General features: G+C 63.3%; 11 protein-coding genes. 6 read left to right on the top strand and 5 right to left on the bottom strand.

The window, feature by feature from the left end; genetic code table 11:
- Positions 1–2 precede the first annotated feature (2 nt).
- The gene (locus MLB1_RS20280) at positions 3–788 is read right to left on the bottom strand and encodes a crotonase/enoyl-CoA hydratase family protein (protein ID WP_180751663.1); all 786 of its coding nucleotides are present in this window, start codon (positions 786–788) and stop codon (positions 3–5) included.
- 83 nt (positions 789–871) lie between these two features.
- On the opposite strand from MLB1_RS20280, the gene MLB1_RS20285 reads away from it, so the two are divergent.
- Positions 872–1,444, top strand: a complete 573-nt coding sequence (locus MLB1_RS20285; RefSeq protein WP_180751664.1) for a TetR/AcrR family transcriptional regulator — start codon at positions 872–874, stop codon at positions 1,442–1,444.
- On the top strand, positions 1,441–3,675 hold the full coding sequence (locus MLB1_RS20290) for a molybdopterin oxidoreductase family protein (protein ID WP_180751665.1): 2,235 nt from the start codon (positions 1,441–1,443) through the stop codon (positions 3,673–3,675). The genes MLB1_RS20285 and MLB1_RS20290 overlap by 4 nt, the downstream gene beginning before the upstream one ends.
- Here MLB1_RS20290 and MLB1_RS20295 read toward each other — a convergent pair.
- The 3 genes from MLB1_RS20295 to MLB1_RS20305 all read right to left on the bottom strand — a co-directional run bounded on the left by MLB1_RS20295 (position 3,672) and on the right by MLB1_RS20305 (position 6,378).
- Complete coding sequence (locus MLB1_RS20295; RefSeq protein ID WP_180751666.1) at positions 3,672–5,099, bottom strand: FAD-dependent monooxygenase; 1,428 nt, start codon at positions 5,097–5,099, stop codon at positions 3,672–3,674. The two genes, MLB1_RS20290 and MLB1_RS20295, sit on opposite strands and share 4 nt — an antisense overlap.
- Positions 5,096–5,668: a TetR/AcrR family transcriptional regulator gene (locus MLB1_RS20300; protein WP_180751667.1), complete on the bottom strand. Its 573-nt coding sequence runs from the start codon at positions 5,666–5,668 to the stop codon at positions 5,096–5,098. Before MLB1_RS20300 ends, MLB1_RS20295 begins: the two co-directional genes overlap by 4 nt.
- 254 nt (positions 5,669–5,922) lie before the next feature.
- Positions 5,923–6,378 carry a MaoC family dehydratase gene (locus MLB1_RS20305; RefSeq protein WP_180751668.1) on the bottom strand — a complete coding sequence of 152 codons (456 nt, stop codon included), beginning with the start codon at positions 6,376–6,378 and terminating at the stop codon, positions 5,923–5,925.
- A 134-nt stretch (positions 6,379–6,512) separates the two neighbouring features.
- Between MLB1_RS20305 and MLB1_RS20310 the strand changes: the two genes are divergently transcribed.
- Positions 6,513–7,208: a sensor domain-containing protein gene (locus tag MLB1_RS20310; RefSeq protein ID WP_180751669.1), complete on the top strand. Its 696-nt coding sequence runs from the start codon at positions 6,513–6,515 to the stop codon at positions 7,206–7,208.
- A 7-nt stretch (positions 7,209–7,215) separates the two neighbouring features.
- Here the strand turns inward: MLB1_RS20310 and MLB1_RS20315 are convergent, their stop codons facing one another.
- Positions 7,216–7,956 carry a TetR family transcriptional regulator gene (locus tag MLB1_RS20315; protein ID WP_180751670.1) on the bottom strand — a complete coding sequence of 247 codons (741 nt, stop codon included), beginning with the start codon at positions 7,954–7,956 and terminating at the stop codon, positions 7,216–7,218.
- Between the two features lie 281 nt (positions 7,957–8,237).
- Here MLB1_RS20315 and MLB1_RS20320 point away from each other — a divergent pair, with 281 nt between their 5' ends.
- From MLB1_RS20320 to MLB1_RS20330, 3 genes are all read left to right on the top strand, one after another.
- Positions 8,238–9,935 (top strand): alpha/beta hydrolase, encoded by a 1,698-nt coding sequence (locus MLB1_RS20320; RefSeq protein ID WP_371750669.1) that lies wholly within the window; start codon positions 8,238–8,240, stop codon positions 9,933–9,935.
- Positions 9,936–10,006: 71 nt separating this feature from the next.
- Complete coding sequence (locus MLB1_RS20325) at positions 10,007–10,828, top strand: alpha/beta fold hydrolase (RefSeq protein ID WP_180751897.1); 822 nt, start codon at positions 10,007–10,009, stop codon at positions 10,826–10,828.
- 123 nt (positions 10,829–10,951) lie between these two features.
- Positions 10,952–11,674, top strand: coding sequence for a DUF1906 domain-containing protein (locus MLB1_RS20330; RefSeq protein ID WP_180751672.1), 723 nt, complete (start codon positions 10,952–10,954; stop codon positions 11,672–11,674).
- The last annotated feature ends 379 nt before the right edge of the window (positions 11,675–12,053 follow it).

Raw genomic sequence — 12,053 nt, forward strand, 5'->3', positions numbered from 1 at the left:
CATCAGCGCCCGACGAATTCGGCGGTGGTGCGGGTCAAAAATGCCTGCACACCCAGGGCGGCATCCTCGGTGGTGAACAGCTCGCGGATGGTGGGCACAAGCTGCGCCTCGGCAGCGGCCTCACCCTCGGCTAGGGCTAACCGGGCGTTGCGCAAGGTGGCTTGCACACCCAGCGGCGCCTGGCGCGCGATCGTCTGGGCGATAGCGATCGCCTTGTCGACATGCTCACCGGCAGATACGACCTCCTGCACGATCCCGATGCGATACGCCTCGGCGGCGTCGAAGGGCTCCGCCGTCAGCATCCACCGCATGGCACTGCCCCAGCCGGCGGTGCGTGGGAAGCGGATGGTGGCACCGCCGAATGGGTAGATGCCACGGTTGATTTCGAGCTGGGCGAAGGTAGCGGTCTCGTCGGCGATCACGATATCGGCGGCGAGTGCCAACTCGATACCCAGTGTGAGCACCTTGCCGTGCACGGCAACGACAAGCGGCTTGGACAAATGCGTACCGTCGACCTGCCACGGGTTGATCCCGTTCTCGGCTGTTAACGACGCGCCGCTCTGAATCTCGGCCGCCACGCTGGCCAGGTCGAGGCCGGCGGTGAACATGGTCCCCTCCCCGTAAAGCACCGCGGCCCGCAGATCGGCATCCGCGTCGAATTCGCCGAATGCCCGGGACAGCTCCTGGAGCATCGCCTTATCGAACGCATTGCGCTTGGCCGGCCGGTTCAGGCCGATCACCAGGACGTATCCCTCACGCCGGATGCTCAGGGTTTCGTACTCGCTCATTGACTTCTCCGTCCACACCGAGGATTATGTAGAGCAGCATACATAGTTGCCGCAGGGCGAGGGAGAACACCGGAAGGCCGAGGATGAGCACGCCGCGTGAACGAATGGTTGCCTCGGCGGCCCTACTGATCCGCGAGCGCGGCGCACATGCCACCGCCATTTCCGATGTTCTCGAACACAGCGGTGCACCGCGCGGCTCCGCCTACCACTACTTTCCCGGCGGACGTACCCAACTGCTCGGCGAAGCCGTGGATCTCGCGGGGGAGTACATCGCCGGGATGATCGATGGGAAGCCCACCGCTACGGACGCTCTCGACGCTCTCGTCGCCCTCTACCGGAAGCAACTGGTGCGCACAGATTTTCGGGCAGGGTGCCCGGTGGTAGCGGTCGCTGTCGAGGCCGGAGACCCGGAAAGTCCGGCCAGCAATGCGAAGCTCATCGCGCACTCGGCGGTGGTGTTCCAGCGCTGGGTCGGCCTCATCGCGGACAAGCTGGCCGCCGCCGGTGCCACTCGCACCCGCGCCGACGAACTCGCGATGTTGATGACGACCTCGCTGGAGGGGGCCATCATCGTCGCGCGATCCATCCGCGACGTCACACCAATCGATGTGGTGCATAAGCAATTACGCACACTGATCGAGGAGGCCCTGTCATGACCGCCACCAATTGGCTGCCCACCGCGTGCATCCTGTGCGAGTGCAACTGCGGCATCGTTGTACAGACCGAGGGCCGCACGCTCGCCAAGATTCGCGGTGACAAAGAACATCCGGGCTCGAAGGGCTACACCTGCAATAAGGCCCTGCGCCTGGATCACTACCAGAACAACGCCAACCGGCTGACCTCGCCGATGCGCCGCCGCCCCGACGGCACCTACGAGGAAATCGATTGGGACACTGCGATCGTGGAGATCGCCGAGGGCTTCAAAGACATCCGCGACAACCATGGCGGAGACAAGATCTTTTACTACGGCGGTGGAGGCCAGGGGAATCATCTGGGTGGCGCGTACAGCGGCGCCTTCCTCAAGGCGATCGGGTCCAAGTACCGCTCCAACGCCCTTGCCCAGGAAAAGACCGGGGAGGCCTGGATCGACAAGAGCCTCTACGGCGGGCATACCCGAGGGGAGTTCGAGCACGCCGAGGTGTCGGTGTTCGTGGGGAAGAACCCATGGATGTCGCAGAGCTTTCCGCGGGCACGGGTGGTGCTCAACGAGATCGCCAAGGATCCGCAGCGCTCGATGATCGTCATCGACCCGGTGATCACCGATACCGCCAAGATGGCCGACTTTCACCTCCGGGTGAGACCCGGCTCCGACGCCTGGTGCCTTGCGGCACTCGCCGCGGTGCTGGTCCAGGAAAACCTGTGTGACGAAACATTTCTCGCCGAACATGTCACCGGTACCGAAGAGGTTCGGGACGCGCTACGTGCGGTACCGATCGGCGACTACGCACAGCGCAGCGGTGTCGACGAGGATCTCATTCGGCGGGCGGCCCGTCGGGTCGCGTCCGCAGAGAGCGTGGCGGTCTTCGAAGACCTCGGGATTCAGCAGGCCCCCAACAGCACACTGAGCTCCTACCTCAACAAGATGTTGTGGATACTCACCGGGAGTTTCGCCAAGCGCGGAGGCCAGCATCTGCATTCGTGGATGGCACCGCTCATGGGTGGCTTCTTCGGAAACACCCCGGTAACCGGCGCCCGCATCATCGGCGGTTTGGTGCCCTCGAACGTCATCCCCGACGAGATCCTCACCGATCACCCCGACCGGTTCCGCGGGATGATTGTCGAGAGCAGCAATCCCGCACACTCCCTGGCGGATTCGGCGAGATGCAAGGAAGCGTTCCAAACCTTGGAGCTGCTTGTCGTCGTCGACGTGGCGATGACCGAGACCGCCCGCCTCGCGCATTACGTGCTGCCAGCTGCCACACAATTCGAGAAGGTGGAGGCGACGTTCTTCAATCTCGAGTTTCCGCACAACACCTTTCAGCTGCGACACCCGCTGTTCGAACCCGAGCGGGGAACGCTCCCCGAGCCCGAGATCTGGGCGCGGTTGGTCCGGGCGCTGGGTGTGGTGGACGATGCGGATCTGCAGCCGTTGCGCGAAGCCGCCGCACAGGGCCGGGATGCCTATCTGCAGGCGTTCTTCACGGTGCTGGCCAATCCGGCACTCGCCTCGCTGGCACCCTATGTCCTATACGAAACCCTCGGCCCGACCCTGCCCCAGGGATTGGAAGGTGCCGCCGCACTCTGGGGTCTGGCGCAGAAGGCGATGATGACCTACCCGCAGGCGGTGGCGCGAGCCGGCCACCGCGATGGCAACGCGCTTTTCGACGCTATCCTGAACAGTCCTTCCGGTGTCACCTTCACCGTTCACGACTACGAGGACGACTTCGCGCTGATCACTCATGCGGACCACAAGATTGCGCTGGTGATCCCCGAAATGCTTGAGGATATCCGGGGATTGGCATCTCGCCCGGCCCAGCTGACGACACCCGAATTTCCGATCGTGCTCTCCGCGGGTGAGCGGCGGGCATACACCGCCAACGACATCCTCCGGGACCCGTCGTGGCGAAAGCGAGACCAGCAAGGTGCACTACGGATCAGCCTGGAGGATGCGCAGCAGCTCGGTATCGCCGACGGTGAACGAGTGCGCGTCGCCACTGCGGCCGGTAGCGCCGAGGCCACCGTCGAGATCAGCGACATGATGCAGCCCGGCCATGCCTCATTGCCGAACGGGTTTGGGCTCGATTACACCGACGAGACCGGCGTGAGGCACGTGCCGGGTGTCGCCCCGAATGCGCTCACCTCATCGGCCTGGCGTGACGAGTACGCCGGTACCCCATGGCACAAGCACGTTCCTGCGCGTATCGAGCCGCTGGCGGTTAGCGTCTAACGCACGCTGGCGACGTATTTCCGCACCGTCTCCTCGGATTCGGTTATGACACCGAGGTAACCGTCGGGGCGCACCAATGCGAGTGTCGATTCCGAGACGTCGTACTCGGCCGACGGTGCGAGGCGTTGCACGCGTACTCCATCGATGTGCACCGCGCGGTTCTCAAACGTGAGCACAGTGAAGTGGGTTCCGCGGAGCACGTCAAAGAGACGACGTCCGCCCTGCAGCGCCGCGTCGGGCGCTCGGTCCCCGGCCCGGAGCTTTCCGGGGGACGCGCGGTCGTCGATCGCTAGGGAACTTCTGCGATACCCGATATCCAGCTGATGCAACTGCGGCGCAGTCTCATTGGAGGGCTCGAAGTTGCGGCAGTGCAGGTCGGTGCTCAGCCCGAGCACCGATGCGGCGACGGGCATCCGTTCCTCTTCGTAGGTATCCAGCAGCTGCTCGGAGGCGCCCGAGATGACTGCCGCCAGCTTCCAGCCCAAGTTGTAGGCGTCCTGCACGCTGGTGTTCAGACCCTGCCCGCCCGCGGAGGAATGCACGTGGGCGGCGTCTCCGGCCAGGAACACCCGGCCCACGCGGAATCGGTCCACCATCCGTGCGTTGACCCGGTAGAGCGATATCCACCGGAGGTCGTGCAGCACAATGTCATCGCGTCCGGACCGCTCCACCAAGAGGCCCTGTACGGCCTCGAGCGTCAATGGGGGTACATCGTCGGTGGCCATGCTCGCGACAAACTGATAGTGATCACTGCTCGGCAGGTTCCACAACGAAAACCGTTCGGACACCTGCCCGCCGCGTGTCAGTACATGACAGAACGTGCCGTCCAAACCGTCGGCGCGGACATCGCCTATCAGTGTTCGTTCGCTCTCGAAGGTCTTCCCGGCGAATCCCACATCGAGGGCCTTGCGAATCGCGCTACGCCCGCCATCGGTGCCGACAAGGTGCGACGCGCGTATCCGCACCGGGATGCCGTCGCGAAGAAACGTGACGGTCACCCCCTCGCCGTCCTGCTCGAAACCGATTACCTCACTACTGAATTCAACATCGCCTCCGAGTTCACGCAGACGGCCTAACAGGATCTCATCGGTGCGCCACTGCGGAACCATCCAGAAGCGTGGATAGGGCACACCGGGGCCGCAAGGCACACCCGAGCCGACCATCTCGGCCAGAGTTCGTTCGCCGACGGTCTCCCGTCCGGCGTAGATACGGAACGGTGGCATGTCCATGCCGCCGGCCTCGATGGCATCCGCGACACCCAGATCGTCGAGCACCTCCTGGGTGCGCGGTGACAGCCCCTTGCCGCGAGAACCGGGGAAGAGGCCGGGTGCCTTGTCGAACACCCGGCACGGGATCCCGCGACGTGCCAATTCGCATGCCAGCGTTAGGCCGGTGGGGCCGGCGCCGGCGATCACTACCGTCATAAAACACCACCTCGGATAAGCACGATCAGCACATGGTCGACGAGCCGCTCGATGAATGCATCGTCGATGGGGGCGTCCAGAGTCAGCCGGTGCGTGATCATCGCCTCAGCGACATCGTGAATGAGCTCCCGGTCGACCTCGGCGGACACCTCGCCGCGAGAGATGGCCCGGGACAGGGGCATATCGAAGGGCGAGAGGCCAGGATCGGCGAGATGACGATTGATCGCCTCGGTCAGCGCCTCGTCGTGTCCCATCGCACGGATGAGGTCGGCATAGAGGGCCGGTGGGACTGCTTCGGCCTTCCGGCGCAGCATGCCCAGCGTCGCAATGAGATCCCCACGCAGATTGCCGGTGTCGGGGACTTCGTCGTTGAAGCTCGCGTCGTGGGCGTCCAGGGCGGCCTTCACCAGCTCGGCCTTGTTTCCCCACCTGCGATATATCGTAGTTTTGCTGGCATGTGCCTGTGCTGCAACGGAATCCATAGAGAATCGGTCATACCCGTCGCATATCAATACCTGTAGTGCGGTATCGAGTATTGCGGCGCTGCGCGCCTCTCCGCGGGGGACCATGCGCTAAGTGTACGTTATTCGTACACATAGTAAAACGGGATCTAGGCGCCAACTGGCGCCGACGCTCCTATGTCGGCTGTCGGCGTGCCGTATGCGGTGCTGCTGGGTGTGTTCGTCGCAATTTTCGACCCCATCCCTTACGGATCGACAGTCGCGGGCATGTGTTGACACCCAAGGTAATTGGGCGGGCCACCAGCGGGTGATTCAGGTGCTCGCGCAGGAACTGTTGTTCTCGGCGCTCGACGAGGCCGTGACTACTGGTACAGATACACGCTCTCGGCGGCGCAGGGCGGGCGGTCCTTGCCCTCGGTCTCGTACTTGATGCCGTACGTCGCCTCGACGGTGCCCTTGTCGCGCAGCTTGGCCGACAGTAGCGTGACGTGGCCGCGAACCCGCGCGCCCACATGCAGCGGCGCTGGGAACCGAACCTTGTTGACCCCGTAGTTGAGCACGGCGTCGTAGGACGCGATCTCCAGCACCTCGTCCAGGAAGGCCGGGGCGAGCGCGAGGGTGAGGTATCCATGCACGATGGTCCCGCCGAATGGGCCGGCCTTGGCGCGCTCGGCGTCGGTATGAATCCACTGCCGGTCACCTGTCGCGTCCGCGAACTCGTTGACCTGTTCCTGGGTGATCTGAACCCAACTGCTGGTACCCAATTCAACTCTGCCCAGGGACAGTAGCTCCTGTGGTGTCGCCAGCTTGGTGGACATACCGCGCGCTCCTTTTCGGGTCGTGGTGCCTTATCGCATTACCGACGTGTTGTGTTGACTGGACTCTTCTTACCCGAGTTCTCATGCCTGCCACGGGACAATGCCGAAATCCGGGGGAGCGATGGGTGCGGGTAATGTTTGCCGACATGAGGTGGTCTGTGCCGCTGCTGCTCGCATTACTGCTCGTGGCGACGGGCTGTCAACGTGGTGTCGACGGGGAAGCGACGGCCGATAAGGGGCCGGACCCGGCGGGGCCTATTCAGCCGGCGCAGCTCGACCAACTCCTGACTCCGGCGCAGTCGCTGACCATTACGCCGGGAAAGCCGCTGTTCGAAACCGATATGCAGTCGGTCCTCTGGATCGGTGCCGATCCCGCGGAATGTCAAGGTGTCGTCGGATACGGCCGATATCCGCTCTTCCCCACGAATTACACCGGGCGTGAAGCGCGGACACAGATTGACAACCAGTACCCGAACCAGCACCAACTCCTCGAGGTGTCGGCCACCTACCCCGGCGACTTCCAGGCGGTGAAGTTTCTGGACTCCGTACGCTCGACCGTCTCCGAGTGCCAGCGTCAGGTCGCAGCCTGGGGCGATGACGAGAAACGTCATACCGTCACACCCGGTCCGGTGGTACCCGGTTCACCGGACATGGTGCGTTGGTCGACGAATCTCAATGGTGATCAATGGGTTTGCGAGTTCACCGTAATCGCCAAGGCGAACGTGATCTCGCAGCTCGTCACTTGTTCGGCGGATCGGTCGATCGACAATAGGGCACTGTCGAACAAACGGCTTCAGAAGATCGAGGAGCTGCTCAACTCCAAGGTGTGACGACCGGTCAGGACGATTCGCGTGCCGCGATGTCCTGGGTGAGCAGGTGCTCGGCTCGTTCGATGATGGCATTGACGGTGAAATCGAAGTTGGCATCCGAGATGGTCGCGATCGAATGGCCGCGGGACGCGAGGTCATGCAGGGTGGGCGCGACCGTGGCGCTCGGTGCCAGGTTGCGGGCGTCGCCGGAGGCAGGCATGACGGTATCCAAGTGTTCCAGCACCACGATGCCCCGAATATGCAGGGACAGAGAGAAATACACGTCTATCGCATTATCCGGGCTGAATCCGACGCCGATCAGGGTCTGGACAAGGGATTCCAGGTTCTGAATGCTCGCCTGCAGCGCCTCGGCACTGAGCTCGCTCGTGCGCATCAGGATGAGCTCGACCAGCACCGGGCGTGTTCGAAATGCCTGGCGCATCCGGCGGGTGTGGTTGCGCAGGGCGTCCTGCCAGGTTTCGTCTCCGATGAAGGGTGCGGCGAAGTGGTACTGCTTGGTGGCGCGATCGGTCATCGCATCGAGCAGTTCGCCCTTTTTGCGGAAGTACCAGTAGATGCTGGTGACACCGACATCGAGATGTTTCGCTAGCAGCGGCATACTCAGCCCGCAGATCCCTATCTCCTCGGCGAGCTCAAATGCTCCGGCGATGATGTCCTCGGCAGTGATGGAGCCGCGGCGTCGCCGTTCTCTTTTTGGGCCTTGTGTGCTGGTCGTCTTGGCCTCGCGGCCGACACCGGCATGTTGCATGTGTAATCCTCGTCGTACCCCCGTTGCGTCGATCTGTCCCCGCCCACGGTTTAAAGGCCCTGGTAGCAAGTTGGCAGGATACCGCAGAGAACTGTGGGCACGGTCAGCTCCCTGTTTGGCTCAGTTCGCTGTGCCGGTGGCACGCGGTCAGACTCAGGGCTTTGCGCGCCGGGTACCTCCCGCAGTACACATGGATCTTGTTCTGGCCATACCCGTGTGCGGGGCACTGACGGCGGGCACCATTGGCATTCGCAGCTGGCGGCATCGGGAAGGGCTTGGCAATGGCAATCGACAGGGATATCGAAACGGAACCGGCGGCAGACGCTGCCGTATCGAAGCCCGAGAAAACCCCTTGGTGGGTGCGGCAGTACACGTTCACGGGTACCGCGGTGGGCCTGGCCTTCCTCTGGCTGTCGATGACCCCGTCGTTACTTCCGCGCGGCCCGCTGTTCCAGGCGTTGGTGAGCGGAGGCGCGGGTGCCATCGGGTACGGGCTCGGCGTCTTGGCGGTATGGCTGGTGCGGTACATGCGGTCAAAGGATTCGAGTCCGCCGCCGCCCGCCATCGCGTGGCGAATGCTCATCGTGTTCGGGATTATCGGCACTGCCCTGATGATCGTGTGGTTCCACTTCTGGCAGGACCGGGTGCGTGACCTCATGGGTGTGCCGCGGCTGGGATTCTGGGCGCACCCGCAGACCGCGGTGATGTCGGTCATCGCATTGTTCGTCCTGGTCGAATTCGGCCAGCAGATTCGCCGGTTGATCCTGTTCCTCGTCGAGCGGCTCAATCGCGTAGCCCCCAAACGGGTATCCGCGGTGGTCGCCGTCACGTTGGTGGTGGTCCTCGGGATGGCACTCATCAACGGCGTCGTCGTGAGGTTCACGATGCGCGCCCTCAACAACACATTCTCGGCGGTGAACAACGAGGAGAACCCCGACAACCCGCCGCCCACCACCTCATTGCGTTCCGGCGGACCGAATTCATTGGTCTCCTGGGCCTCGCTGGGCAATCAAGGCCGTGCCTTCATCGGAGGCGGTGCCACTACACAAGAGCTTTCGGCGTTCAACAAGGCTCCGGCGACCGAACCGATCCGGGCGTACGCGGGCCTGGAATCCGCTGACGATATTAAGGCGACGGCCGAGCTCGCCGCCCGTGAACTGGAACGTGAGGGCGGCCTTCACCGAAAGGTGGTGGCGGTGGCCACCACAACGGGAACCGGCTGGATCAACGAAGCGGAGGCCGACGCCCTCGAATACATGTACAACGGTGACACCGCCATCGTCAGCATGCAGTATTCGTTCTTGCCCAGCTGGATTTCGTTCCTGGTCGACAAGGAGAACGCCCGCCAGGCGGGGCAGGCGCTGTTCGAGGCCGTTTCGGCACGGGTCCGTGCAATGCCGGAGGGTGTGCGGCCCAAGCTCGTGGTGTTCGGTGAGAGCCTCGGCTCATTCGGCGGTGAAGCGCCGTTCCTGTCGGTGAACAACATCGTGGCCCGCACCGACGGTGCGTTGTTCTCCGGCCCGACGTTCAACAACACCATGTGGCTTGAGGCCACGCATAACCGCGATGACGGGTCGCCGGAGGTGTTGCCCATCTACGACAACGGGCGGAACGTCCGGTTCGCCTCACGCCCGGAGGACCTGAATCGGCCCGCTGATCCTTGGGCGCGCCCACGCATTGTGTACCTGCAGCACGCATCCGATCCGATCGCGTGGTGGAATCCGGACCTCATCCTGAGCAAGCCTGACTGGCTGCGTGAACCCCGCGGCTACGACGTGTTGCCGAGCATGGAGTGGATACCGTTCGTGACGTTCCTACAGGTATCCGCCGATATGGCTGTCGCGGTCGATGTTCCCGATGGTCACGGTCACGTTTATGTCCGGGCCGTCGCCGATGCCTGGGCAGCCATCCTGCAGCCGCCCGGCTGGACTCCGGAGAAGACCGAACGATTGCGGTTGCTGCTGCGCTCGGGGGAGTAGGGCACCAAACCTGGGAAGCGTGCATTCCGTACGGTGGCTGGGTGAGCCACACCCTGGGGTCGAGTAACTACGTGACGACCGCCGACGGGCGCGAGTTGCACTACATGGTCGCCGGATCCGGTGAGCCGACCGTGGTGTTCGAATCGGGAATGGGTTTCTCGCGGTCGGCCTGGGGTCTAGTGCAACCCCTTGTCGCCCAGCGTTTTCGGTCGGTGGTCTACGACCGTGCGAACTTGGGGCGCAGTGGTGACGACCCGGAGCCGCGCACGCTGGAGCGAATCACCGCGGACCTGGGCGCCTTGCTGACGGCCCTCGATTCGGGGCCTTACATCCTGGTGGGGCACAGCTACGGCGGAACCATCGCGCTGGCGACGACGGCGGCTGATCCGTCACGCATCGCGGGCATCGTTCTCGTCGACCACTCTGACGAGAACCTGGATTCCTACTTCCGTCCGGCCTCGATCGGCACGCGAATCCTCGGGTTCATCCATCGTGCGACGCTCGACGCGATGGGGCGGGTGGGTCTGCTGGCGCACCTCGTGCGCCGCATGATGCCCCGGATGCCACGCGATGTCGTCGACGATATGACGTCCGAAGATCTCACGTGGCGGGCTGGACGCGCCGCCAACGAGGAGGAGCGCCGCTTTGTCGACGGGATGGCCCGATTGCGCGATAACCCGCCGATGTTCGACGGCATTCCCGTCACTGTCATATCGGGAGCCCGCGCTGAGTTTCTGAACGAGGAGACACGGTCCGAGCTGAACGCCGCCCATCAGGTGACGGCGCATCGGCTCGGGGCACGCCATGTGCTCGCTCGCAAATCCGGACATCAGGTTGTCCTCACCGAACCGCGATTGATCGCCGACGAGGTGTTTCGGATCGCGGACGCGTAGGCGCCCGTCTAGACGCCGCTGTGGCGTATGTGACTAGCGTGGCTACCGTGTTTGTTGAGGCAGTTGTCGTAATCTGAGGCTTGAGTTCTGCAAAACAGCACTTCGAACAGCTTCAGTGAGGTAGTGGTGTCCATATCCCGCCGGGGTGTCCTCAAATACGCCGCTGGCATACCCGCCGCGGTAGCACTGGGAGGTGCCACAGCCTCCCTGACGGCTGCGCGGGCGAACGCTGCCTCGCTCGGGACACTCATCGACTACGCCGGTGGTGTCCCGTCTCCGGAGTCGATCAAGGCCGCCGGACACCTGGGTGCGATTCGGTACGTATCGGATCCGCGCAGCCCGGGATTGTCGGCGGGTAAGCCCATCAAACTTGCCGAAGCGCGCGATCTGTATCGCGCCGGCCTGAAGATCGTCTCCAACTACCAATACGGCAAGCAGGACACCGCGGACTGGCTCGGTGGCCATGACGCAGGAATCAAACACGCGCAACGCGGGTGGCAGCTGCACGTCGCCGCCGGTGGCTCCTACAACGTGCCGATTTACGTCTCGGTCGACGACAACCCGACACCTGAGCAGTACAAGAACCAGGTGGCGCCGTACCTGAAGGCCTGGGAGTCGGTTTTGGGACATGCCCGCACCGGGCTGTACGGCAACTCCAAGACCATCGATTGGGCCCTGCAGGACGGGCTGTGCTCGTACTTCTGGCAGCACAATTGGGGCAGCCCTAAAGGCTTCGTCCATCCCCAGGCTCATCTGCATCAGTTCGAGATCGACAAGCGCGAGGTCGGAGGAATCGGCGTCGACCTCAACGACATTCTTCAGCCCAATTTCGGGCAGTGGGTCTAGGCGTCGAGTCTCACCAGCGCTGACGCGCCTCCTGAGCATTTTCGCGGTCGGATACGTAGCTGGCTAAACATCACCAGTCGCACTGGTAACACAAGTTGGAAACGCGTTGGTGTGCCAGCAAACTTATGGCACATGTTCTGGCTTTTCCTGGTGTGGATGACCGTGTTGAAGGCGCTGAACGCGACACGCGCGAACGCGGTCGCCGCTACCGGAATCAAGCATAACGATTCGATAACAATCAATGTCTGATCTGCGATGTTATACCTACTCGGCCGTAACCACCCGCATGCAGCGCGTTTGATTGGGCGGTTGGTTGCCAGCACTTGGCCTGCCGTTACGTAAGCGGTGGTTACTCCTGCGTAGAACTCGGCAGTAACTA

Source organism: Mycobacteroides sp. LB1 (assembly GCF_013449725.1).
GTDB lineage: Bacteria > Actinomycetota > Actinomycetes > Mycobacteriales > Mycobacteriaceae > Mycobacterium.